General features: G+C 67.2%; 23 protein-coding genes and 1 pseudogene. 7 read left to right on the top strand and 17 right to left on the bottom strand.

Annotation, left to right across the window (positions count from 1 at the left end; all coding sequences use genetic code 11):
- Window positions 1–34 precede the first annotated feature (34 nt).
- From AAD027_RS19015 to purB, 10 genes and pseudogenes are all read right to left on the bottom strand, one after another.
- A pseudogene (locus tag AAD027_RS19015) lies at window positions 35–220 on the bottom strand (GIY-YIG nuclease family protein); the annotation flags it as partial.
- A gap of 383 nt (window positions 221–603) precedes the next feature.
- On the bottom strand, window positions 604–1,197 hold the full coding sequence (locus tag AAD027_RS09740; protein ID WP_341725820.1) for an LOG family protein: 594 nt from the start codon (window positions 1,195–1,197) through the stop codon (window positions 604–606).
- 143 nt (window positions 1,198–1,340) lie between these two features.
- Window positions 1,341–2,783 (bottom strand): dihydrolipoyl dehydrogenase, encoded by a 1,443-nt coding sequence (gene lpdA, locus AAD027_RS09735; RefSeq protein WP_341725819.1) that lies wholly within the window; start codon window positions 2,781–2,783, stop codon window positions 1,341–1,343.
- 114 nt (window positions 2,784–2,897) lie between these two features.
- Window positions 2,898–4,124, bottom strand: a complete 1,227-nt coding sequence (sucB, locus tag AAD027_RS09730) for a dihydrolipoyllysine-residue succinyltransferase (protein ID WP_341725818.1) — start codon at window positions 4,122–4,124, stop codon at window positions 2,898–2,900.
- A gap of 48 nt (window positions 4,125–4,172) precedes the next feature.
- Window positions 4,173–7,007 (bottom strand): 2-oxoglutarate dehydrogenase E1 component, encoded by a 2,835-nt coding sequence (locus AAD027_RS09725; RefSeq protein ID WP_341725817.1) that lies wholly within the window; start codon window positions 7,005–7,007, stop codon window positions 4,173–4,175.
- A gap of 198 nt (window positions 7,008–7,205) precedes the next feature.
- Complete coding sequence (locus AAD027_RS09720; protein WP_341725816.1) at window positions 7,206–8,120, bottom strand: GNAT family N-acetyltransferase; 915 nt, start codon at window positions 8,118–8,120, stop codon at window positions 7,206–7,208.
- Window positions 8,117–9,298 (bottom strand): ribosomal protein uL16 3-hydroxylase, encoded by a 1,182-nt coding sequence (locus AAD027_RS09715; protein ID WP_341725815.1) that lies wholly within the window; start codon window positions 9,296–9,298, stop codon window positions 8,117–8,119. The genes AAD027_RS09720 and AAD027_RS09715 overlap by 4 nt, the downstream gene beginning before the upstream one ends.
- A complete protein-coding gene (bla, locus tag AAD027_RS09710) occupies window positions 9,295–10,293 on the bottom strand; it encodes a subclass B3 metallo-beta-lactamase (protein WP_341725814.1) in 999 nt (332 codons plus the stop codon). Before bla ends, AAD027_RS09715 begins: the two co-directional genes overlap by 4 nt.
- 107 nt (window positions 10,294–10,400) lie before the next feature.
- Window positions 10,401–10,820: a VOC family protein gene (locus AAD027_RS09705; RefSeq protein ID WP_341725813.1), complete on the bottom strand. Its 420-nt coding sequence runs from the start codon at window positions 10,818–10,820 to the stop codon at window positions 10,401–10,403.
- Window positions 10,821–10,831: 11 nt separating this feature from the next.
- A complete protein-coding gene (purB, locus tag AAD027_RS09700) occupies window positions 10,832–12,199 on the bottom strand; it encodes an adenylosuccinate lyase (RefSeq protein WP_341725812.1) in 1,368 nt (455 codons plus the stop codon).
- A gap of 143 nt (window positions 12,200–12,342) precedes the next feature.
- Here purB and AAD027_RS09695 point away from each other — a divergent pair, with 143 nt between their 5' ends.
- On the top strand, window positions 12,343–13,761 hold the full coding sequence (locus AAD027_RS09695) for a class II fumarate hydratase (protein ID WP_341725811.1): 1,419 nt from the start codon (window positions 12,343–12,345) through the stop codon (window positions 13,759–13,761).
- 213 nt (window positions 13,762–13,974) lie between these two features.
- On the opposite strand, the gene AAD027_RS09690 is transcribed toward AAD027_RS09695, so the two are convergent.
- From AAD027_RS09690 to AAD027_RS09660, 7 genes are all read right to left on the bottom strand, one after another.
- A complete protein-coding gene (locus AAD027_RS09690) occupies window positions 13,975–14,550 on the bottom strand; it encodes a DUF2884 family protein (RefSeq protein ID WP_341725810.1) in 576 nt (191 codons plus the stop codon).
- Between the two features lie 20 nt (window positions 14,551–14,570).
- Window positions 14,571–15,473 (bottom strand): DUF4097 family beta strand repeat-containing protein, encoded by a 903-nt coding sequence (locus AAD027_RS09685; RefSeq protein WP_341725809.1) that lies wholly within the window; start codon window positions 15,471–15,473, stop codon window positions 14,571–14,573.
- Window positions 15,474–15,577: 104 nt separating this feature from the next.
- The gene (locus tag AAD027_RS09680) at window positions 15,578–16,237 is read right to left on the bottom strand and encodes a YggN family protein (RefSeq protein WP_341725808.1); all 660 of its coding nucleotides are present in this window, start codon (window positions 16,235–16,237) and stop codon (window positions 15,578–15,580) included.
- A gap of 56 nt (window positions 16,238–16,293) precedes the next feature.
- Window positions 16,294–17,289 (bottom strand): ABC transporter permease, encoded by a 996-nt coding sequence (locus AAD027_RS09675; RefSeq protein WP_341725807.1) that lies wholly within the window; start codon window positions 17,287–17,289, stop codon window positions 16,294–16,296.
- Window positions 17,286–18,161: an ABC transporter ATP-binding protein gene (locus AAD027_RS09670; protein WP_341725806.1), complete on the bottom strand. Its 876-nt coding sequence runs from the start codon at window positions 18,159–18,161 to the stop codon at window positions 17,286–17,288. Before AAD027_RS09670 ends, AAD027_RS09675 begins: the two co-directional genes overlap by 4 nt.
- A complete protein-coding gene (locus tag AAD027_RS09665) occupies window positions 18,161–18,523 on the bottom strand; it encodes a GntR family transcriptional regulator (protein WP_341725805.1) in 363 nt (120 codons plus the stop codon). The genes AAD027_RS09670 and AAD027_RS09665 overlap by 1 nt, the downstream gene beginning before the upstream one ends.
- A 3-nt stretch (window positions 18,524–18,526) precedes the next feature.
- Window positions 18,527–18,784: a hypothetical protein gene (locus AAD027_RS09660; protein ID WP_341725804.1), complete on the bottom strand. Its 258-nt coding sequence runs from the start codon at window positions 18,782–18,784 to the stop codon at window positions 18,527–18,529.
- Between the two features lie 155 nt (window positions 18,785–18,939).
- Between AAD027_RS09660 and AAD027_RS09655 the strand changes: the two genes are divergently transcribed.
- The 6 genes from AAD027_RS09655 to AAD027_RS09630 all read left to right on the top strand — a co-directional run bounded on the left by AAD027_RS09655 (window position 18,940) and on the right by AAD027_RS09630 (window position 23,533).
- Window positions 18,940–19,482 carry a glutathione peroxidase gene (locus AAD027_RS09655; RefSeq protein WP_341725803.1) on the top strand — a complete coding sequence of 181 codons (543 nt, stop codon included), beginning with the start codon at window positions 18,940–18,942 and terminating at the stop codon, window positions 19,480–19,482.
- Window positions 19,483–19,561: 79 nt separating this feature from the next.
- Window positions 19,562–20,497, top strand: a complete 936-nt coding sequence (locus AAD027_RS09650; protein WP_341725802.1) for an FKBP-type peptidyl-prolyl cis-trans isomerase — start codon at window positions 19,562–19,564, stop codon at window positions 20,495–20,497.
- Window positions 20,498–20,540: 43 nt separating this feature from the next.
- A complete protein-coding gene (locus AAD027_RS09645; RefSeq protein WP_341725801.1) occupies window positions 20,541–21,893 on the top strand; it encodes a UDP-glucose dehydrogenase family protein in 1,353 nt (450 codons plus the stop codon).
- On the top strand, window positions 21,883–22,125 hold the full coding sequence (locus tag AAD027_RS09640) for a SlyX family protein (RefSeq protein WP_341725800.1): 243 nt from the start codon (window positions 21,883–21,885) through the stop codon (window positions 22,123–22,125). The genes AAD027_RS09645 and AAD027_RS09640 overlap by 11 nt, the downstream gene beginning before the upstream one ends.
- Window positions 22,126–22,182: 57 nt before the next feature.
- Window positions 22,183–22,821: a DUF2058 domain-containing protein gene (locus tag AAD027_RS09635; RefSeq protein ID WP_341725799.1), complete on the top strand. Its 639-nt coding sequence runs from the start codon at window positions 22,183–22,185 to the stop codon at window positions 22,819–22,821.
- A 31-nt stretch (window positions 22,822–22,852) separates the two neighbouring features.
- Window positions 22,853–23,533 (top strand): alpha/beta fold hydrolase, encoded by a 681-nt coding sequence (locus AAD027_RS09630; protein ID WP_341725798.1) that lies wholly within the window; start codon window positions 22,853–22,855, stop codon window positions 23,531–23,533.
- The last annotated feature ends 29 nt before the right edge of the window (window positions 23,534–23,562 follow it).

The following is a 23,562-nucleotide window of genomic DNA, read 5'->3' as shown; positions in this document are numbered from 1 at the left end:
GATGGCCTGAATGAGTGCGAGTCCAGAGCCGTGGTCAAAGGATGTCGTAATACAGGTCATGCCAATATGGGTTGGCGTCCTCGATCAACCTGATCTTCCAAGCGCGTTTCCATTCCTTTAGCGCTTTCTCGCGCGCGATCGCGGATTCCATGCTCCCATGCACTTCGTACCAGACCAGCATGTGAATGCGGTAGCGTCGGGTGAAGCCAGGGACCTGATCGTTCTTGTGTTGCTAGATGCACGAGGGCAGGTCCGAAGTGACGCCGATGTACAGCGTCCCGTTGCGCTTGCTGGCAAGGATGTAGACGCAGGGAATCCGTTCCCGCATGGGGTGCTCCATGTGCAGTGTCGCTCCTTCCCAAGAGATTGCCTTCGTGGCTGGATGGGATCAAGAGCCAAGTCGCTGGGTCCCGGCTTGCGCCGGGATGACGAGCGGTTACTCCTGAGCTGCCAGCCCCGGACGAACTTGCAACCGAGCGGCGCAGGATGCCTTCTCCACCCTCTCAGCCCTTCCCGCCATCCCGGCGCAAGCCGGGACCCAGCGACTTGTGCTCGCGATCGCATGGGCATCGGCACCGCAGCTTCGCCACGATACCTCGCAGTTCAGCGCAGCGACTTGCGCCGCTTCTCGTCGATCCACTTGTCCGCGTGCGCGGGGGTGTACTCGCGCATCCAGGCGAACAGTTCGTCCAGGTCGTCGCCGTGCCATAGGTCGGCGCGCTGGTCCGGGTGCAGGAAGCGCTCCTCGACCATGCGGTCGATCATGCCGATCAACGGATCGTAGAAGTCGTCCACGTCGAGGAAGGCGCAGGGCTTGTCGCCGATCCCCAGTTGGCGCCAGGTCAGCATCTCGAACATCTCGTCCAGCGTGCCGAAGCCGCCGGGCAGGGCGACGAAGCCGTCGGACAGGTCGAACATGCGCTTCTTGCGCTCGTGCATGTTGGCCACCACTTCCAGCCGGGTCACGCCCTTGTGCGCGACTTCCCAGCCGACCAGTTGCTCCGGGATCACGCCGACCACTTCACCGCCGGCCTGCAACACGGCATCGGCCACCACGCCCATCAGGCCGACGTTGCCGCCGCCGTAGACCAGTTGCAGTCCTTCCCTGGCGATGCGATCGCCCAGCGCCATCGCGCGTTCGGTATAGGCAGGCTTGTTGCCGGCGTTGGAGCCGCAGTAGACGCAGATGCTACGCATGGGATTCGTGATTCGGGATTAGTGATTGGTAAAAGCGAAACGCCGGACTTCCGTCCGGCGCTGGATGCGGCTGGGAAAAGGTGATGGGAGCAGGGACGGCCTTGGCGAATCCCCAATCCCGAATCTCCAATCCCGAGCCAACGTCAGTTGGCTTTATGGATCGAACGCTTGTCCACCGCCATCGCGGCGTCGTGGATGGCCTCGGACAGGGTCGGGTGCGCGTGGCAGATGCGGGCCAGGTCGTCGGCGGAGCCGTTGAACTCCATCGCGATCACGCCTTCGTGCACCAGTTCCGACACGCCCACGCCGACCAGGTGCAGACCCAGGATGCGGTCGGTCTCGGCGTGCGCCAGCACCTTCACGAAGCCGGCCGGCTCACCCATGGCGACCGCGCGCGCGATGGCGGCGAACGGGAAGCTGCCGGCCTTGTACGGGATGCCCTCGGCCTTGAGCTGCTGTTCGGTCTTGCCGACCCAGGCGATTTCCGGCTCGGTGTAGATGACCCACGGCACGGTATCGAGGTTGACGTGGCCGGGCAGGCCGGCGATCAATTCGGCCACGGCGATGCCTTCCTCGAAGCCCTTGTGCGCCAGCATCGGGCCGCGCACGCAGTCGCCGATCGCCCACACGCCATCCACGCCGGTGTGGCAGTGCTCGTCCACCTCGATCTGGCCGCGTTCGTTGACCTTCACGCCGGTGCCGTCGGCCAGCAGGCCCTTGGTGGCGGCGCGGCGGCCCACGGCCACCAGCAGCTTGTCGACGGTCAGCGTCTTCTCGCCTTCGGCATCGGTGTAGGTGACCACCACGTCCTTCTTCTTGCCCTTGCCGGTGACTTCGGTCTTGCCGACCTTGGCGCCCAGGCGGATGTCCAGGCCTTGCTTCTTGAACTCGCGCGCAGCGGTCTTGGCCACTTCGGCGTCGGCGGCGGCCAGGAAGTCGGGCAGGGCCTCGAGGATGGTGACCTCGGCGCCCAGGCGCTTCCACACGCTGCCCAGTTCCAGGCCTATCACGCCCGCGCCGATCACGGCCAGGCGCTTGGGCACTTCGGTGAAGTCCAGCGCGCCGACGTTGTCGACGATGTATTCGTTGTCGAACTTGGCGAACGGCAGCTCGATGGAATCCGAACCGGCGGCGATGACCACGTTGGTGCCCTTCAGCTCGACTTCGCTGCCGTCGTGCTGCTTGACCTTGACGATGTTGCCCGGCTGCAACTGGCCGAAGCCGTAGTACGGGGTGATCTTGTTGGCCTTGAACAGCATCGCGATGCCGCCGGTGAACTGCTTCACGATCTTGTCCTTGCGGCCGACCATCGCCTCGACGTCGATCTTCGCGTCCTTGAAGCTGATGCCGTGGTCGCCGAACAGGTGGCCCATGTTCCAGAACTGGCGCGAGGAATCCAGCAGCGCCTTCGACGGCACGCAGCCCACGCGCAGGCAGGTGCCGCCCAGCGCCGGCTTGCCGTCCTTGCCCAGCGCCGCGTCGATGCAGGCGACCTTCATGCCCAGTTGCGCGGCGCGGATCGCGGCGTGGTAGCCGGCCGGGCCGGCACCGATGACGACGACGTCGAATTGTTGTTGTTCGCTCATTTTTCGCTCACGGGAATGGAGATTCGGGATTTGGGATTCGTTGAAAAGCGGTATTGCGGGAATGGGTCATCGCTTCTGCGGATCCCCAATCCCGAATCCCGCCATCCCGGCTTCTCACAGGTCGAACAGCATCCGGTTCGGGTTTTCCAACTGGTTCTTGATGTCGACCAGGAACAGCACCGCGTCCTTGCCGTCGATGATGCGGTGGTCGTAGCTCAGCGCGATGTACATCATCGGCGCGATGACGACCTGGCCGTTCTCGGCGATCGGGCGTTCCTTGATGGCGTGCATGCCCAGGATGGCGCTCTGCGGCGGGTTGACGATGGGGGTGGAGAACAGCGAGCCGAAGGTGCCGCCGTTGGTGATGGTGAAGGTGCCGCCCTGCAGGTCGTCCAGGCTCAGCTTGCCGTCGCGGGCCTTGGCGGCGTACTCGCCGATGCCCTTTTCGATGTCGGCGAACGACTGGCGTTCGACGTTGCGCAGCACCGGCGTGACCAGGCCCTTGTCGGTGGACACGGCGATGGAGATGTCGGCGTAGCCGTGGTAGATGATGTCGTCGCCGTCGACCGAGGCGTTGACCACCGGGAAGCGCTGCAGCGCGTTGGCGGCGGCCTTGGCGAAGAAGCTCATGAAGCCGAGCTTGACGCCGTGGGTCTTCTGGAATTCCTCGCCGATCTGCTTGCGCGCGGCGGCGACCTTGGACAGGTTGACCTCGTTGAACGAGGTCAGCATGGCGATGGATTCCTTCGACTGCATCAGGCGCTCGGCGATGCGCTTGCGGATGCGGGTCATCGGCACGCGCTCTTCCGGGCGCGCGCCGCCGGACACGCCGGCGGTCTTGCCGCTGGCGTAGTTGATCAGGTCTTCCTTGGTCACGGCGCCCTTGCGGCCGGTGCCCTCGACGTTGGCCGGGTCGATGCCCTGGGTGACGGCGGTGAAGCGCGCGCCCGGCGGCAGGCCGTCGGTGCTGGCGGTGGCCGGTGCCGGCTTGGTGCTGGAAGGCGCGGCGGCATCGGCCTTGGCGGCCTCCGCCTTCGGCTGCACTTCCTGCGCGCCGGCGTCGGGCTTCTTCTCCTCGGCGGCCGGCGCGGCGGCGGCCACGGCGCCTTCCTCGATGACCGCCAGCAGTTGCTGGCTGGTCACCGTGTCGCCTTCCTGGAACTTGATTTCCGTCAGCACGCCATCGACCGGCGAGGGCACTTCCAGCACGACCTTGTCGGTTTCCAGGTCCATGAGGTTCTCGTCGCGCTTGACCGCGTCGCCCACCTTCTTGTGCCAGGCGGCGATGGTGGCATCGGAAACGGATTCGGGAAGAACCGGAACTTTGACTTCGGTGGCCATTGGCTAGGACGTCCTGGTGTTGTTATTCGGCAAATGTATGGAAAGGGGTTACTCGGCGACGACTTGGTCGCCGAGCTTGTTGACCAGCGCGTCGGCGACCAGCTTCAGCTGCTCTTCCACGTGCTCGGCGAAATGGCCGGCGGCGGGCGAGGGCGAACGCGGGCGGCCGGCATAGTGCAGGCTCTGCTTGTCGGCCAGGCAGGCGTTGAGGTGGTGGCGGATCTGGTACCACGCGCCCTGGTTCTGCGGCTCTTCCTGGCACCAGACCACTTCGGTGGCCTTGCCGAAGCGTTTCAGCTCGGCGGCCAGCAGTTCGCGCGGGAACGGGTACAGCTGTTCGATGCGCAGGATGGCGACGTCGTCCTGCCCGCGCTTCTGCTGGTCTTCCAGCAGGTCGTAGTAGACCTTGCCCGAGCACGCCACCACGCGCTTGACCTTCTTCGGGTCGGCGGCCTTGTCGGGGATCAGGTGCTGGAATTCGCCGTTGGCCAGTTCGTCCAGCGTGGACACGGCCAGCTTGTGGCGCAGCAGCGACTTGGGCGTCATCACCACCAGCGGCTTGCGGGTGGTCATGCGCATCTGCCGGCGCAGCATGTGGTAGGCCTGGGCCGGCGTGGTGGGCACGCAGACCAGCATGTTCTCCAGCGCGCACAGCTGCAGGAAGCGTTCCAGGCGCGCGGAACTGTGCTCCGGGCCCTGGCCTTCGTAGCCGTGCGGCAGCAGCAGGGTCAGGCCGCTGATGCGGCCCCACTTGGCCTCGCCGGCGGCGATGAACTGGTCGATCACCACCTGCGCGCCGTTGGCGAAGTCGCCGAACTGCGCTTCCCAGATGCACAGAGTGTTGGGATCGGTGGTGGAGAAGCCGTATTCGAACGCCATCACCGCTTCCTCGCTGAGCAGCGAGTCGATGACGGTGGCCTGTTCCGGCTGTTCCACCAGTTGCCGCAGCGGCAGGTAGTAGCTGTCGGTCTTCTGGTCGTGCAGGATGGCGTGGCGGTGGAAGAACGTGCCGCGGCCGGCGTCCTGGCCGACCAGGCGCAGGCCGTGGCCTTCGGCCAGCAGGGTGGCGTAGGCCAGGTTCTCGGCGAAGCCCCAGTCGCCGGGCAGGTCGCCGGCGGCCATCTTCGCGCGGTCTTCGTAGATCTTGGCCACGCGCGGGTGCAGCGACACGCCGCTGGGAATGGTGTTGATGATCTTGGCCAGCGAGTCCAGCGTCTTGCGCTTGACCTTGGTGTCCACCGCGTCGGTGAGCTTGCCGGAGAGGTACCTGGACCAGTCGATGGCCAGTTCGTCGCCCTTCTGCTTGGCCAGCTCGGTGGTGTATTCGCCGGAGTCCAGCTTGTCGCGGTAGTCGTCGGCCAGCGCCTTGCCGCCGCCGGCCGGGATGACGCCGGCGCCTTCCAGGCGCGTGGCATACAGCTCGCGGGTGGTCGGGTGCTTGCGGATGGTCTGGTACATCAGCGGCTGGGTGGCCGCCGGTTCGTCGGCTTCGTTGTGGCCGTGGCGGCGGTAGCACACCAGGTCGATCACCACGTCCTTCTTGAACCGCTGGCGGAAGTCGTAGGCCAGGTTGGCGCAGAACACCACCGCTTCCGGGTCGTCGCCGTTCACGTGCAGCACCGGCGCGCCGATCATCTTGGCCACGTCGGTGCAGTACAGGGTGGAGCGGGCGTCGTCGCGGGCGCTGGTGGTGAAGCCGATCTGGTTGTTGATGACGATGTGCAGGGTGCCGCCGACCGCGAAACCGCGCGCCTGCGACATCTGGAACAGTTCCATCACCACGCCCTGGCCGGCGAACGCGGCGTCGCCGTGCATGATGATGGGCAGCACCGCCTGGCGCGCGCTGTCGCCGCGGCGTTCCTGGCGCGAGCGCACGCTGCCGGCGACCACCGGATCGACGATTTCCAGGTGCGAGGGGTTGAACGCCAGCGCCAGGTGGACCGGGCCGCCGGGGGTGGCGATGTCGGCCGAGAAGCCCATGTGGTACTTCACGTCGCCGGCATGGGCCAGCGTGTTGTCGTGCTCGAACTTGCCTTCGAACTCGTCGAACAGCTTGCGCGGGCTCTTGCCCAGCGTGTTGACCAGCACGTTGAGGCGGCCGCGGTGGGCCATGCCGACCACGATGTCCTTGACCTGGCCTTCGCCGGCGCGGCGGATCATCACGTCCAGCATCGGGATCAGCGAGTCGCCGCCTTCCAGCGAGAAGCGCTTCTGGCCGACGTACTTGGTGTGCAGGTAGCGCTCCAGGCCCTCGGCCGCGGTCAGGCGCTCCAGCGTGCGGCGCTGGGCGTCGGCCGACAGGCCGTACTGGCCACCGGCCGTTTCCAGCCGCTGGTACAGCCACTGGCGCTGCTCCACTTCCGAGATGTGCATGAACTCGGCGCCGATGGAGCCGGTATAGGTGGACTTCAGCCGGGCCAGCAGGTCGCGCAGCTTCATCCGCGAATGGCCGCCGACGTTGCCGGTGCTGAACTCGCTGTCCAGGTCCTTGTCGGACAGGTCGTGGAAGTCCAGTTGCAGGTCCGGCGTGGGGGACGGCGGAGTCAGTCCCAGCGGATCCAGCTTCGCGCCCAGGTGGCCGCGCGAGCGGTAGGCGGTGATCAGGCGGCCGACATTGCGCTCGCGCTCGTCGCCACTGGCGGACGGGGCGGCGGCATAGCCGTTGTTGGCGGCATGGCGGGCGGCGTCGGCGACCTGCTCGATGACGACCGAATGCGGCACGTCGCCGGCTTCGCGGCCCTTGAAGCCGTCGAAGTAGGCCTTCCATTTGGGGCCAACGCTATCGGGAGCGACCAGGTACTGTTCGTACAGGTCTTCGACATAGGAGGCGTTGCCTCCATTGAGCTGCGAGGATTGCGCAAACTGCTTCAGGAGATTGTCCACGATGGCGATGGCGTGCGGTGGTAGTCGGGGGGCATTCCCGCCCCTGCGCTGCGTTGTCCGGCAGGCATGGTCGAAAACCGGGAAATTATACCCCCATGCCGGCAGCGGGGCGTAAGCGGATTGGACTAAAGACGCACCGGATGGCCATGCGTGGCGATGCCGCAGTGCCAGCGCCGGGGTGGCATGGCCCCGCGGCCGTCACAGGCCGAGCGCGCGATACTCGCTGACCGCGCGCGCGCGTTCCCATACATGGCCGAATTCCTCGCGCAGCTGGCGGGCGCGGCCGCCGTGTTCCAGCCCGGCCTCGCCATCGAAGCGATGCCCAAGCGGGCGGAAGTAGTAGCCCGCGTCGTCATTGGCCACGAACGCGGAGGGATAGCCCCGGTCCACCGGGTCCAGCGCCTCGCGGAACGCGAACACGCTGGGCAGCCGCTGGGCCAGCCCGATCAGCGGCGCCAGGTTGCGCTGCGGCGTCGCGGCGTCCTGCACCAGCACGCGCACCTCGCCGCCGCGCTGGCGGGTGGCCAGGCGGCGCAATGCCTCCAGCACCGGCGGGGCATCGAACAGGCCCGGGTCCAGTTCGCGGCTGTAGACATAAAGCGAGCGGCGCGCCTGCGTGGCCAGTGCGGTCACGATGGCCACGGCTTCGTCCACGTGCTCGATGGCCATGGGGGCACCCAGCCGGCGGCGCATGGCCCGGTGCTCGATGCCGGCTTCCCGGAAGCGTTCGCCATGGGGCAGGAAGCCATGGCGCGCATAGAACGCCTCCGCGCCGACCTGGGCATTCAGCGACACTTCCGGCCATTGGCGCCGGCGGGCCTCCCCGATCAGGGCCAGCAGCAGCGCGTCGCCGACGCCACGGCCGCGCCAGCCGGCCAGCACGGCCATGCGGCCGATCCTGCGTTCGGGGGTCAGCCGGCCGGTGCCGATGGGCTGGCCGGTTCCGGAGTCATAGGCCACGACGTGGTGGCACAGCGGGTCCAGCGCGTCCCATTCTTCCTCCAGCGGAACGTTCTGTTCCTGCACGAAGACGGTTTCGCGGACCCGGCGCAGGTCGTCCAGCGCGGCCCGGTAGCCCACCGATGCGATGCGGAAGCCCGGCGCGCCGTTCATTCCCCGTCCTCCGCCTCCAGCAGCAACTGATAATGCCCCTGTTCCATCAGGGCCATCACCGCGTCGCGTCCGTCCTGGCTGAGCGCGGCGTAGAGGGCGCCGTCCAGCGCGTCCACGGCCGCCAGCATCTGCGCATCGCGTACCGGCAGAACGTAGTCGACGCCGTTGCAGAACAGCGTGGCGCCCTTCTGGCGGCGGCGCCAGGCCAGCCGCGAGAACGGATGCCGTTGCAGCAGGGCGCCCTGCTGCAGGTCCCATTCCACCTCGATGCGCGACCGCTGGCCGGGCGCCGGCATCACCTCGCCGGAGGCGCGGTAGGTGGTGATGAAGCGGCCGAACCAGTCGCCCAGTTTGTCCGGGTCGTTCATGCGCAGCGCATTGAGCGCTTCCACCACGCGCTTCATCGCGTCGGCATCGATCTCGTTCGGGTCCTTGGGCGGCGACAGGTCTTCGTCGTGGTAGCGGATGCCCTCGTCGGCATCGGCCACCAGCGTGTCCAGCCAGTCGCTGATCAGTTCGGCGGAGGACGGCGCGCGCATGCCCACCGAAAAGGTCAGGCAAGGATTCACCGCCACGCCGTGGTGCGGCACCCCCGGCGGCAGGTACAGCATGTCGCCCGGTTCCAGCACCCAGTCGTGGGTGGGGGCGAATTCGCGCAGCAGCTTCAGTTCGGCGTCGTCGCGGAAGGCCTTCGGTGGGTTGGGCCCCGCGTCGATCTGCCAGTGCCGCTGGCCCTGCGCCTGCAGCAGGAAAACGTCGTACTGGTCCACGTGCGCGCCGACCGAACCGCCCGTCGCGGCGAAGCTGACCATGATGTCGTCCAGCCGCCAGCGCGGCAGGAAATCGAACGCCTCCAGCAGTTCGCGCACGTCGGTGTCCCACTTGTCCACGTCCTGCACCAGCAGGGTCCAGTCGTGGTCGGGCATGCCCGGGAATTCCTCTTCCCGGAACGGCCCGTTGCGCAGCGTCCAGCGGTCGTTCGCACGATCGTGCATCACGATGCGCGACAGCGCGGCTTCCTCGCAGGCCAGGCCGGCTAAATCCTCCGGCTGGATCGGGGAGACGAAATCCGGGAACGCCTGCCGGATCAGCAGCGGCTTCTTCTGCCAGTACTCGCGCAGGAACTTCGCGGCCGGCATGCCGAGCGGGTGCCTGGCGTTGGCGTGAACTTCGATCATGGCGTGGCCTTGCCGGCGGGTGCGGCAGCTTCGTCGGCCAGCCGCTTGTCCAGTCGTTCGGCGGCCTTCTGCGCATAGGCGCGGCAGGCGCCGGTATCGGCCAGAGGTTCGCTGGCGGCGGGGCCGATGCGCGACCACAGGCGGCTGGCCGACGGGTGCGGAGTGACCAGGATGTCGCAGCGCAGGGCGGCGACGCGGGCCAGGGTATCGCGGAACGTGGCGACATAGCCGGGATGCGCGGCCTCGTCGCTGTAGCGGTACACGTCGTCGGAGATCGCGGTCAGGCTGTCGGCATAGACCATCTGCCGGCAGTCGTCGCCCTCGCACGAGCGCCACGTCCAACTGGTGCCGCCGGCGGTATGGCCGGGCGTCGGAACGGCTCGCAGCGCCAGCGGGCCGACCTTGACCACTTCGTCGTCGGCGATCGTCCGCACATCGGCGACGGCGGGGAAGGACTCCAGCACCAGGAACTGCGGATCGCTGCGGTCGCTGGCGCCGCGCTTCAGTGTGTCCACGGCCGGCGCGCGCGCCAGCACCGGGGCGCCGGTGGCGGCTTGCAGGTCGGCCAGGCCGCCGGTGTGGTCGAAGTGCTCGTGCGAGAACACGATGGCGCGCACGTCCTCCGGCTCGAAGCCCAGCGTGCGGATGTTGTCCACGATCTGTCCGCCGGCCTGCGGCGTGGCGCCGTCGATCAGGATGTGGCCCTCGGGCGAGGTCACCAGCAGCGCGCTGATGCCGCAGGTGCCGACGTACCAGGTATTGCCGTGGACGCGCAGCGGCGTGGCCGGGTCGTTCCAGCCGGCATCGGCGGCGCAGGCCTTGGGCGTGGCATTGGCTGCTGTGGTCGTGGCTGGCAGCGTAGTGCCGCATGAGGTCAGTGCAGCGAGAGCGACACAGCAGGAGAGCAGGCCGGCCAGCGTCGAGCGCGACGAGGGTTTCCCGGAAAGCTCGATACCGTCATTCCGGCGGCTTTCAACAGCCGAATGGCTGGTCAAGCCGGAACCCAGTGACGCCTCCCGGTCGAAGCGGAAAGACGCTGGGTCCCGGCGTTCGCCGGGATGACGAGGATTGGAGGGGGACTTCGATTGCATGGAGATCCTTTTCACGTCGTGATTTCGTCGTAGCCGCGACCCGTGAACTGCAGCAGGCACCAGCCGTGGCCGAAGGGATCGGCCAGGCGCACGATGCACCCCCAGTCGGCTTCGCGGATGTCGGTTTCCTGCACCAGTCCGGCGCGGGTGGCGCGTTCGAGCGCGGGTTCGAGATGGTCCACCACCACGTCCAGGTGCACGGGCGTCCAGTGGCGGGCGTAGTCGCGGCGCGAATCGCCGGCCGCAGGGGTGCCGGCGGCGTTGCGCAGCAGGTAGATCGGTGCCTGCGCGCCCAGCAGTTCCACGCCGCCGTCGCCGAAGCGTCGTGCGGCGGTAAGGCCGAAGGCTTGCGCATACACCGCCTCGGCGGCAGGCAGGTCGGGGACGTCGATGTTGATCAGCAGGTGCATCGTCGTGTCCGTTCCTTGCATGGCGCCGTGGATCAGATGTCGCGCGCCAGCTTTTCCGCCAGGCCGGTGTAGCTGCCCGGCGTCATCTCGCGCAGGCGTTGCCTGGCGTCGGCCGGCAGTTCCAGCGATTCGATGAAGGCACGCATCGACTCGGCGGTGATGCCCTGGCCGCGGGTCAGCGCCTTCAGTTGTTCGTAGGGATTGGGCAGGCCGTGGCGGCGCATCACCGTCTGCACGGCTTCGGCCAGCACTTCCCAGGCGGCATCGAGGTCGGCGTCCAGCCGTTCCGGGTTGACCGTCAGCTTGCCCAGGCCCTTGGCCAGCGAATCCAGTGCCACCTGGGTGTGGCCGAACGCCGTGCCCAGCGCGCGCAGCACGGTGGAATCGGTCAGGTCGCGCTGCCAGCGGCTGATCGGCAGCTTGGCGGAGAAATGTTCGAACAGGGCGTTGGCGATGCCGAAATTGCCTTCCGCGTTTTCGAAGTCGATCGGATTGACCTTGTGCGGCATGGTCGAGGAACCGACTTCGCCTTCCTTGAGCTTCTGCTTGAAGTAGCCCAGCGAGATGTAGCCCCAGATGTCGCGCGCCAGGTCGATCAGGACGATGTTGGCGCGGCGGGCGGCATCGCCGATCTCGGCGACGTTGTCGTGCGGCTCGATCTGGGTGGTGTAGGGGTTGAACACCAGGCCCAGTCCTTCGACGAAGCGCTGGGCGAAGGCCGGCCAGTCCACGTCCGGGTAGCTGGCGACGTGCGCGTTGTAGTTGCCGACCGCGCCGTTGATCTTGCCGGTCAGTTCCACCGCGGCGATCTGCGCACGCTGGCGCTCGACGCGCGCCACCACGTTGGCGATTTCTTTGCCCAGCGTGGTCGGCGAAGCGGTCTGGCCGTGGGTGCGCGACAGCATCGGCTGCGCGGCCTGCGCGTGCGCCAGTTGGCGCAGGGTGGCGGTGACGCTGTCCAGCGTGGGCAGCAGCACATCGCGGCGGGCCTGTTCCAGCATCACCCCGTAGGACAGGTTGTTGATGTCCTCGCTGGTGCAGGCGAAGTGGACGAACTCCAGCGCCGGGGCCAGTTCGCCGTCGTCCTTGAGTTGTTCCTTGATGAAGTACTCCACCGCCTTGACGTCGTGGTTGGTGGTGCGTTCGATCTCCTTCACCCGTGCCGCGTTCGCCACGCTGAAGCCTTCGGCCAGCGCGCGCAGGCGCGCGGCGGCGGCGTCGGAGAACGGCGCCAGTTCCACGATGCCCGGCTCGGCCGCCAGCGCCAGCAGCCATTCCACTTCCACCTTCACGCGCGCCTTGATCAGGCCGTACTCGGAGAAGATGGGGCGCAGCGCGTCGACCTTGCCGGCGTAGCGGCCATCGAGCGGGGACAGGGCGAGCAGGGAGGCGTCCGACATAAGAGGGGGCGGGGAGGGTGAAAAGGAGCGTTCTAGTTTACCCCGGGATGGCCGTCCTCCGGCTTGGCGTATCCTGCCCGTCCCCGCCAGCCGCTGGCCCGACAAGCCGGCGCGCAAGCCGTGAATCCCTCCTGGAGACGGTGATGACCAGCAAGAAGACCGCGGGCAGGACCCGCATCGAACACGACAGCATGGGCGAGTTGCAGGTGCCCGCCGATGCCCTGTGGGGCGCGCAGACGCAGCGCGCCGTGCAGAATTTCCCCATCTCGGGCCGGCCGATGCCGCGCGGCTTCATCCGCGCGCTGGGGCTGGTCAAGGCGGCGGCGGCGGAGGTCAATGCCGGCCTGGGCCTGCTGCCCAAGGGCGTGGCCCGCAGCGTGCAGGCGGCGGCGAAGGAAGTGGCCGACGGCCAGCACGACGCGCACTTCCCGATCGACATCTACCAGACCGGCTCGGGCACCTCGTCGAACATGAATGCCAACGAGGTGATCGCCACGCTGGCTTCGCGCGACGGCAAGCCGGTGCATCCCAACGATCACGTCAACCTGGGGCAGAGCTCCAACGACGTGATTCCGACCGCGATCCGCGTGGCGGCCCAGCTGGCGGCGGTGGAGGATCTGCTTCCGGCGGTCAAGCACCTGCGCCGCACCATCGACAGGCGCGGCAAGGCGCTGGGCAAGGTGGTCAAGACCGGCCGCACGCACCTGATGGACGCCATGCCGCTGACCTTCGGCCAGGAGTTCTCGGCCTGGTCGGCGCAACTGGCCTCCGCGCAGGCACGCATCGAAGATGCGCTGAAGCGCGTGCGCCGCCTGCCGCTGGGCGGCACCGCCATCGGCACCGGCATCAATGCCGATCCGCGCTTCGGGTCGCGCGTGGCCAAGGCGCTGTCCACGATGACCGGCACGCGCTTCGAGAGCGCGGCCAACAAGTTCGAGGGTCTGGCCTCGCAGGACGATGCGGTCGAACTGTCCGGCCAGCTCAGCGCGCTGGCGGTGGCGTTGACCAAGATCGCCAACGACCTGCGCTGGATGAATTCCGGGCCGCTCGCCGGCCTGGGCGAAGTGGAACTGCCGGCGTTGCAGCCGGGCAGTTCCATCATGCCGGGCAAGGTGAACCCCGTGATCCCGGAAGCCACGGTGATGGTCTGCGCGCAGGTGATCGGCTACCACACCGCCGTGACCGTGGCGGGACAGACCGGCAACTTCCAGCTCAACGTCACCCTGCCGCTGATCGCGGCCAACCTGCTGGAAGGCATGCAGTTGCTGTCCAACGTGTCGCGTCTGCTGGCGGACGATTGCATCGCCGGGTTGAAGGTGCGCAACGAACGGGTGAAGGAAGCGCTGGACCGCAATCCGATCCTGGTGACCGCGTTGAATCCGGTGATCGGTTACGAGAAGGGCGCCGCCATCGCCAAGCGCGCCTACAAGGAAAACCGCCCCGTGCTGGACGTGGCGCGCGAGGTCACCGGCCTGCCGGAAAAGACCCTCAAGCCGCTGCTGGACCCGGCCGTGCTGGCCAAGGGCGGCATCCACGGCAAGGCGGGGGGCGGGGGCGGCTGACACACGCCTCTGTAGGAGCGGCTTCAGCCGCGACCGGAAAGCCCGAAAAGCCTTGGGCCACGGATTGACACGGATCGACGCGGATCGACGCGGATCGACGCGGATAAAGCGGATCAAAGCAAAGGCTTTATCCGTGTGCATCCGCGTTGATTCGTGTCTTCCGCTTGCTTTGATTGCCTGTCGCGGCTGAAGCCGCTCCTACAGGGGGACAGGTCAGATGGCCGTAGCGGCGGCATTCGCCCTGGCGGCGGCATCGCCGTCTTCCTCGATGTCCTGGCGGCAGTCCGTGACGTCGTCCAGGTCCATCGCCGCGTAAGGCGCGAACGCGGGCAGGGCGGCGGCGAGGTCTTGCTGTGCCTGATAAAGCGCGGGCAGGCGTTCGCAGATCTTCATGGCGTGGGCCTCGACCTTCTTCGCCTCGGCTTCGATTTCCTGTTCGATCTGCTCGGGGTTGCCGCTGAAGACGCCTTTCACCGCGGCGCCCACGGCCTTGCCGGCCAGCTTGACGCCCTCCTTGCCGGTGGCGATGCCGGCATCGGCGATGCCGCCGAGTTCGCGGTGGTAGGCGACCAGCAGCGCGCGCTGGGCGTCGTTCACCTCCACCGTCTTGCCGCCGACGATGAACTCGCCCTTGGCGGTGATCTCGGCCTTGGGCTGGCCGGTGGCGGTGAGGGTGATGTTCTTGCCCCACAGCGCGGTGGAGCGTTGGCTGCCAGTATCCGGGCCCGGCCCGCAGGCCGCCAGCAGCAGGACGGACAGGGCGATAGAAAGGATGGTGATGGTCTTCATGGGTCTGTCCCGAACAGCGGTCAGCGCTTCTTCGGGGTATCGATGGGGCCGCGCACGTCGTTGTGGCGGATCGAGCCGCTGCCTACCGAGCGCACGGTCAGTCCACCGGCGACGTTGTGCGCCTCGATGTCGCCGGAACCGATGGAGCCGACGCTGACGTTGCCCTGCACGTCGCGCACGTTGGCGTCGCCGGAGCCGATGGAGCGGATGCTCACCCCGCCCTTCACGCCGCGCACATCGGCGTCGCCGGAACCGATGGAACCGATCTCGACATCGCCGGCCGCCCCGGTCAGGTCGAAATCGCCGGAACCGATGCTGCCCACGGTGACGGCCCCGCGCACGGCATGGGCCTCCACCTTGCCGGAACCGATCGAAATGACGTGCAGCTTGCCGACATCGTGCAGTTCGATGTCGCCGGAGCCCACCGACACGGCGGCCAGTCCCTGTATGCGCCGGGCGGCCACATCGCCGGAACCGACGTCCGCGCTGAGCACGGCCGCGCCGTTGACCGACGCATCGCCGGAACCCACCTTCAGTTGTACCGGCAGGTTGTCCGGCAGGGTGGCGGAGAGCGTCTGGTACGCGTAGTTCTGTCCGAAGGAGAACCCGAGCAGCTTGTCCTCCCGGTAGGCGCGCACGACCAGCTTGTCGCCCACGCGTTCCTGGGTCAGCTTCAGCCTGTCCAGTCTCTCGGGCGCGCTGGCGCAGGCCTTGCCGGACACGGCGGCCGACGCTCCCGGCGTCGCCTCCACCTTGAGGTCGTTCGGGCCGATGTCGAACACCACGGCCTTGACGCCGGCCAGGTCGAGCGAGAGCTGGCGCGGCGCCGAATGCTTGCAGTGTGGTTCCTGCGCCTGCGCGGCGAGCGGTGCAGCCAGCGCGAGCGCGGCCAGCAGCGAAGAGGCGGTGAAGATGTTGCGCATGCCTTGTTTCCTCATTGGAAAGCGGGGGTTGTTCCCTGCGTGCAGCGGCGATGAGGGAGGTGTGTGATGCGGGCCGCGCCGCGCGGGCCCGGCCTGTGCTCCGGTCAGAAGTCCCATTCCGTGTTGTCCATGCATTCGTCCACGTCCGACTGGTCCGTGGTCGCATAAGGCTTGAACTCGGGCAGTTTGTCCGCCAGCGCCTGCTGGGCCGCGAGCAGGCCGGGCATCCGGCCGCACAGCTGTTCCACCCTCGGCTTGAGCTTGGCCTTGGCCTCGGCGCCCACCTGCTTGCCGATCTCGTCGCCGGACTGGCCGGCCAGGACGCCTTTCAACGCCATCGCGGCGGCATCGATGCCAATGCTGGCGCCTTCCATGCCGATGGCCATGCCCTCGTTGACGATGTCGAGCAACGCCGCGCGATATGCCAGCACCAGCGTCTTCTGCTCGGGGTCGGTGGCCACGGCCTTGCCCTCGATCAGCAACTCGCCCGCAGGAGTGATTTCCGCTTTCGGCAGGTGCCGTTTGTCGTTGCGGTTGAGCGACAGGTTCTCGTTCGCCAGTTTCTCGCGCGCGGCATCGATCTCGGTGCGTGCCTGCCGGAGTTCCTTGCTGGCTTCGCCCAACCCTTTCTGGGCCTCGCTCATGGCCTTGGCGGCGATCCCGGTGGGAGCGGAACGGCCCTTGTCCTGCGCCGGCTGGCAGGCGGCCAGCAGCAAGGCGCCGACGAGACAGAGAGTGGTGGTGAGGGTGGATGAGTTTCGCATGGTGGTTCCTCGCATGGGCGTTGGCGGGCCATGCGGAATGGCCCGCCTGAGGGGATTCATTCGCTCTCGCGCCAGCGGCGCAGATAGATGGCGCCGGCGATCAGGGCCACGCCGACGACCGCACCGATCCACAGGTCGGCCGTGGCGAAGGCGTTCCAGCTGTGGGTCAGGTCGACCGCGCCGGCCAGGTCCTCCGGCGAGTTGATCTCCACGTCCGGGTTGCCGACGCCGCCGATGATGGGGAACCAGCTGCCCGGCACCACGCTCAGCAGGCCGCGGTAGACCACCGTGTACCAGATCAGGTCGTGGCGGATGTTCACGCCCGGCAGGATCTCCATCATGCTGACGATCACGCACGCCAGCACCGGTACCAGCACCGCCCACAGGAACGGCTTGGAGCGCGCCCAGGCCGAGCAGAACATCAACCAGCCCACCGCCGGCAGCGCCCAGAACACGTAGACCGGCAGCGAGGCGACCACGCCGCCGATGACCCGCAGCGGATGCGAGTGGGTGAAGATGGCGGTGCCCGCGGACAGCCCGTTGACGGTGATGGTCAGCGCGGAGATCAGCCACAACGCGATGCCGATCAGGATGCCGATGCCCACGGCCAGCACCGGCGCCAGCAGCAGCGCCCAGGCCAGCTTGGACAGCACCATGTGGGTATCCGACACCGGCAGCGATTTCCAGAACAGCACGCTGCGGTCGCGGCGGTCGTCGTACAGCGTGCCCAGCGCGTAGAAGAACACCACGAAGGCCAGCACCACGCAGGCCAGCACCACGCCGCCCAGCAGCATGCCGTCGCCGAAGGCGCCGGCGACCTGGTGTATCTTTTCCTGGCCCTCATCGATGATGAAGCCGTCGCCGCCCATCGAGCGGCGCGCGGCGATGCTGCCGATGATCGCCAGGATCAGGTTGAGGACGACGAAGATGCCGCCGGTGATGACCGGCGCCCAGAAGAAGCCGCCGCGGTTCTCCCAGAACTCGCGCTTGAGCAGCCACTTGAACGCGCCCGGCTTGGAGGTCTTGCCCATGGAAGCAGTCACGGCGTTCATGCGTAGGTTCCTTTCATGATGGCGACGAACAGGTCGGCCAGGCCGGGGGTGCGGATCTCGCCGAGGGCGGCGAGGTGTCCTTTCGGCACGCCGTCGAACAGCAGCACGGTCTTGCCGAAGGGCAGCGCGCGCTCGTCGATGGGGTTCAGCGCGCGCGCCTGCGCGACCGCGTCGCCGCCGACCAGCACTTCGGTGTAGCGCTCGGCCACGTCGTCCATCTGCGCGGTCAGGACGATCCTGCCGTCGCGGATGAACATCACGTCGGTGAGGATGTGCTCGATCTCCTCCACCTGGTGGGTGGTGACGATGATGGTCTTCTGCTCGTCGAAGTAGTCTTCCAGCAGGCGCTGGTAGAACTGCTTGCGGTACAGGATGTCCAGGCCCAGCGTGGGTTCGTCCAGCACCAGCAGGCGGGCGTCGATGGCCATCACCAGCGCCAGGTGCAGCTGCACGATCATGCCCTTGGACATCTCGCGCACGCGCAGGCCGGGCTTGAGCTGGGTGCCGGCCAGGAAGCGCTCGCACTTGGCGCGGTCGAAGCGCGGGTGCACGCCCTCGACGAAGTCGATGGCCTCCTTCACCTTCATCCAGCGCGGCAGCACCGCCACGTCGGCGATGAAGCAGACGTCGTTCATCAGCGCGTCGCGGTCCTTGCGCGGATCCAGGCCCAGCACCTTCAGCTGGCCCTCGAACGGCGTCAGCCCCAGCATGGCCTTCAGCGCGGTGGTCTTGCCGGCGCCGTTGGGACCGATCAGGCCGATGATCCGGCCGGTCTCGATCTCGAAGCTGGTGTTGTCCAGCGCAAGCTTGTTCCTGTAGGCCTTGCGCAGGCCGTGGGCCGACACCACGGTATTGGCGACTGCAGCATTCATCACTTGTTCCCCTTGGATTGCAGCAAATCTTCCAGCGACAGGCCCAGGCGTTCGATGCGCTCCACCACCGCCGGCCATTCCTCGGTCAGGAAGCGCTCGCGCTCGCTGCCGCGCAGTTTCTTGGCGGCTTCGTCGGTGACGAACATGCCCAGGCCGCGGCGCTTCTCCACCAGGGCCTCGTCGGCCAGTTCCTGGTAGGCGCGCGAGACGGTGATCGGGTTGAGCTGGTATTCGGCGGCCACCTGGCGGACCGAGGGCAGGGCGTCGCCCGGCTTCAGGATGCCGTCCAGCATCATCGCGATCACGCGATCCTTCAGCTGGCGGTAGATGGGAGCGCCATCGCTCCATTGGATGGACGTCATGGCTCAGCCCCTCGGACGCAGTGATTGGCCAAAGGAGAAGTAAGGCATGGACAGCGATGCCCGGGCGCGGCGCTTGTGCTGCCGCGTGGGCTGGCCCGATTCGCCGGCGATCTCGCGGGTCTCGGCTTCCAGCGCATCGACCAGCGCCGCCGGTTCCGGATTGGCCGTGCGGACGCCGGGCACGGCGGCCAGCATGCCCAGTCCCAGCAGCAGGCCGCCGACGGCCAGGCTGGGTAGGGTGTTGGTCAGTTTCTGGTTCATGGCATCCCCCCCTGAGTGGGTGAGTGGTGTTGTATTTAACTATAACACCGAAACACGGCCAGTCAATGGGCGACCCCGGTTTTGTCACCCAACTGAAGGCATACTTGTCATGTTCGCACTAGTGGAGCTGTACCGTGGCACGTAATGCATTGAAAATGTTGATGTTTGCAGCTGCTCTGGCGGTCGCGGCCAGTGCTCTGGCGGCCGGCTTGCTGGACGTCAGCTACCGTCCGCTGGCCGGGAAAGAGCCGGTCAACCTGAAGGAACGCTATGCCGGCCAGGTGCTGCTGGTGGTCAACACGGCCAGCAAGTGCGGCTATACCTCGCAGTACGAAGGCCTGGAGGCGCTGAACCGGAAGTATGCGGGGCAAGGGTTCGCGGTGCTGGGGTTTCCCTCCAACGACTTCAAGGGCCAGGAGCCGGGCAGCGAGGCGGAGATCCAGGAATTCTGCACGCTGACCTATGGGGTGAAGTTCCCCATGTTCGAAAAGGTCGCGGTGACCGGCGCCGGCGCCACGCCGTTGTACAAGTCGTTGGCGCAGGCGACAGGCGTCGCGCCGGGGTGGAATTTCCACAAGTACCTGATCTCGCGCGACGGACGCGTGGTCGCCAACTTCCCCAGCAAGGTCGAGCCGGACGATCCGGCGCTGGTGGCGGCGATCCAGCGGGAGCTGAAGGCACCGCGCGCGGCGGAATGAGGGATGCCGTCGGCCACGGCCGGCGTGCCACAATAGCGGTTTGGCGCCGTCTTCGCGGCGCGGGTTCCAGGAGTGAAGGATGAAGCGGTCGGTTCGCGGCGCAGCCGTGTTGTTGGCAATCTCGATTTCGATGCTGGGAGGCAGCGTGTCTGCACAGGAAAAGACGGCGCTGGTCACCGAGCGCGACAAGATCAGCTACGCCATCGGCGTGGACGTGGGCAATTCGCTGCAGCCGGTGGGTCCGTTCATGGACGTGGCCGCCTTCGAGCGCGCGCTGGCCAATGAATTCGCGGGCAAGCCGAAACTGATTTCCGAAGCCGAGGCGCAGGCTACCGACCAGTTGCTGCGCGTGAACCTGGCCGCCGCCGAAGGCGCGCCGGTCCCGGGCATGCCGCCGGGCAGCACGCCGCCGGCCGTGGACAAGACCAAGGTGGGCCTGTTCCTGGGCTCGTACGTGGTGGGCCCGTCGCTGATGCCGTTCAAGGATGAAGTCGACCCGGCCCTGCTGGCGCAGGCCGTGCGCGCCGTCGCCGGCAAGAGTGGCACGCTGCTGCTGACGGTGGAACAGGCACAGGCCGAAATGCAGGCCTACCTGACCAAGCGCCAGGGCGCGCAGGCGCAGCGCAATCGCGACGAAGGCGCGAAGTTCCTGGCCGAGAACAAGGCCCAGAACGGCGTCATCACCACCCCGTCCGGCCTGCAGTACATGGTGCTGCGCGAAGGCAACGGCCAGCGTCCGCTGCCCAGCAGCCGCGTGCGGGTGAACTACGAGGGCAAGCTGCTCGACGGCACCGTGTTCGACAGTTCCTACAGCCGTGGCCAGCCGGCCGAGTTCGGCCTGAACCAGGTCATCGCCGGCTGGACCGAGGGCGTCTCGCTGATGCCGGTGGGGGCCAAGTACCGCTTCTGGATCCCGTCCAACCTGGCCTACGGCCCCGACGGCGCGCCGGGCGGCACCATCGGTCCCGATGCCACGCTGACCTTCGACGTCGAATTGATGGGCATCCTGCAATAACCGCCTGCTGTAGTCGAATCCCCCCGATTCCGGAAGCGTACTGATGCGTGTAGCGATCTTTGGCACGGGATATGTCGGTCTGGTGACCGGTACCTGCCTGGCCGATGTCGGCCACGACGTGGTCTGCGTGGACATCGACCAGGCCAAGGTCGATGGCCTCAACCGTGGCGTGGTGCCGATCTACGAGCCCGGCCTGGCGCCGATGGTGCAGGCCAACCACGCCGCCGGCCGCCTGCGCTTCACCACCGACGCCGCCGGGGCCATCGGCCATGGCGAGCTGGTGTTCATCGCCGTGGGCACGCCGCCGGACGAGGACGGCAGCGCCGACCTGCAATACGTGCTCGCCGTCGCCCGCACCATCGGGCGGCACATCGATCAGCCGACGGTGGTGGTCAACAAGTCCACGGTGCCGGTGGGTACCGCGGACAAGGTGCGGGATGCCATCGAAGGCGAGTTGGAGGCGCGCGGCAAGGCGGTCCCCTTCGACGTGGTCTCCAACCCGGAATTCCTGAAGGAAGGCGATGCGGTCAACGATTGCATGCGCCCGGACCGCATCGTGATCGGCGCCTCCCATCCCGCGGCGGCGGACAAGCTGCGGCGCCTGTACGCGCCGTTCAACCGCAACCACGAGCGCATCGTGGTGATGGACGTGCGTTCGGCCGAGCTGACCAAGTACGCGGCCAATGCGATGCTGGCCACCAAGATCAGCTTCATGAACGAGATCGCCAACATCGCCGAGCGCGTCGGCGCCGACGTGGAGCAGGTACGCCAGGGCATCGGTTCCGACCCGCGCATCGGCTGGCATTTCATCTATCCGGGCGCCGGCTATGGCGGTTCGTGCTTCCCCAAGGACGTGCAGGCGCTGGCCCGCATCGCCCAGCAGAACGGCTACGTGCCGCACCTGCTGGACGCGGTGGAGGCGGTGAACGAGCACCAGAAGGGCCATCTGTTCGAACTGATCCAGCGCCACTTCGACCGTGGCGAGGACGAAGGCGTGCGCGGCAAGACCTTCGCCGTATGGGGCCTGGCGTTCAAGCCCAATACCGACGACATGCGCGAAGCGTCCAGCCGCCGCCTGCTGGCCGAGTTGTGGGAAGCCGGCGCCCGGGTGCGCGCCTACGATCCGGAAGCCACCGACGAGGCGCGCCGGATCTTCGGCGAACGCGACGACCTGGTGCTGTGCGACAGCGCCCACGACGCATTGCAGGGCGCCGATGCGCTGGTGGTGGTGACCGAGTGGAAACAGTTCCGCAGCCCCGATTTCGCCCGCCTGCGCCAGGCGCTGGGCGATGCGGTCATCTTCGACGGCCGCAATCTCTACCATCCGGCGGAAGTGGAAGCCGCCGGCATCGCGTATTACGGCATCGGACGCGGGCGATCCCTGCATGCAGGCTGATCTGCCATTGGCCGACAGTGCGCTGGAAAAGCGCCTGGTGGAACTGGAAACGCGGCTGGCCTTCCAGGAGCACGCATTGGGCGAGCTGAGCGAAGCGCTGGCCGACGCGCGCGCCGAGAACAGCCGTACCGCCGACCTGCTGCGCCACATGCTGGAAGACCTGCGCAAGGTCCGCACCACGCTGTACGACGATCACGATCCCGCGGAAGAACCGCCGCCGCCGCATTATTGATACGCTTGGGACGCGCCGGCATGCCGGCGCCGCATGTCCCCCCCTACGAAAGCACGCATGAGCGATTCACTCAAGGATCAACTGCTGGGCCTGGGCTTCAAGCCCGCGCCCAAGCCCGAACGTCGTCCCGAGCGCAAGCCCGAGCACAAGCGCGAAGGCCAGAAGCCTGGCACGCATCGGCCGTCTTCGCAGGGTTCAGGCAAGCCCGGCGGCAAGCCGGGCCGCCCGCAAGGACCGCAGGGGAAGAAGCCGCAGGGCAGGCGCAGCGCCGAAGAGATCGACCTGGCCAAGGCGTACGCGATCCGCGCGCAGCGCGAGAAGGACGAACGCATCGAGGCCGAGCGGGTGAAGCAGGAGGAGGCCCGCCTGCGCCGCGAAGCCAAGGCGAAGTTGGACGTTTTCCTGAAGGACAAGGCCTTGAACGATGCCGAGGCCGACATCGCGCGGCATTTCCCCTACGGCGGCAAGATCAAGCGCATCTACGTCAACGCCACCCAGTTGAAGGCGCTCAATGCCGGCGAGTTGGGCGTGCTGCAGCAGAATGGTCGCTACCTGCTGGTCACCGCCGAAGTGCTGGCCGAAGCGGAAGCCATCTTCGCCCCGGCCGTCGCGCTGAAGGTCGATCCCGATGCCCCGGCCGGCGACGATCCCTACGCCGATCCGAAGTACCAGGTGCCCGACGACCTGGTGTGGTGAAGTGCCAGCCCGGCGACCGACGCTCTGTCTCTTGCCTGGACTGGACGGTAGCGGACGGTTCTATGCTCCGCTCGAGCGCGAGCTGGCGGACGAGTTCGACCTGAAAGTGCTTTCATACGACGGCAGCCGGTTCGACGGATATGCGGGCCTGGTGGAAGAACTGTCCCCTCAATTGCCATCCGGTAACGACGTTGTACTCGTCGCCGAATCGTTCGCCGGCCCACTGGGCGTGCTGCTTGCGCGACGGCACCCCGATCGGCTGAAGGCCTTGGTGTTGGCGGCCACGTTCGTCCATGCCCCCTTGCCATGCAGTCCGTTGCTGGCCGCATGTCTCGGAAGACTGCCTGCGTTGCGGCCGCCGGACGTCCTTTTGCACGGATTCCTGGCCGGAAGGGGAAGGATGACGGCCGAACTCCGGTGCGAATTGGACGAGGCATTGCGCGCCATCCCTCTGTCGATCCTCCGTCTCCGCGCACTTGCCGCGTTGCGCGCGGATGTGCGCGCCGAACTGTCGGAACTCGCCATTCCGCTGCTTTACCTGCAAGCGGTGGACGACCGGCTGATCGGATCGCAGGCCGGCCGCAAGGTCCTTCGGCACGCACGGCATGCCCGGTTGGTGCGCGTCGACGCTCCTCATTTCCTGTTTCAGACGGCGCCTGGCGAGGCGGCCGCGGCCATCCGGAATTTCTTGAGCACCAATATCGACGGTTGACGATACAAGGATGCGGAGAGTCATCCTTG

This window comes from Pseudoxanthomonas putridarboris (assembly GCF_038321125.1).
GTDB classification, from domain to species: Bacteria; Pseudomonadota; Gammaproteobacteria; order Xanthomonadales; family Xanthomonadaceae; genus Pseudoxanthomonas_A; species Pseudoxanthomonas_A putridarboris.
This window is presented reverse-complemented; position numbering and strand designations above follow the sequence as displayed.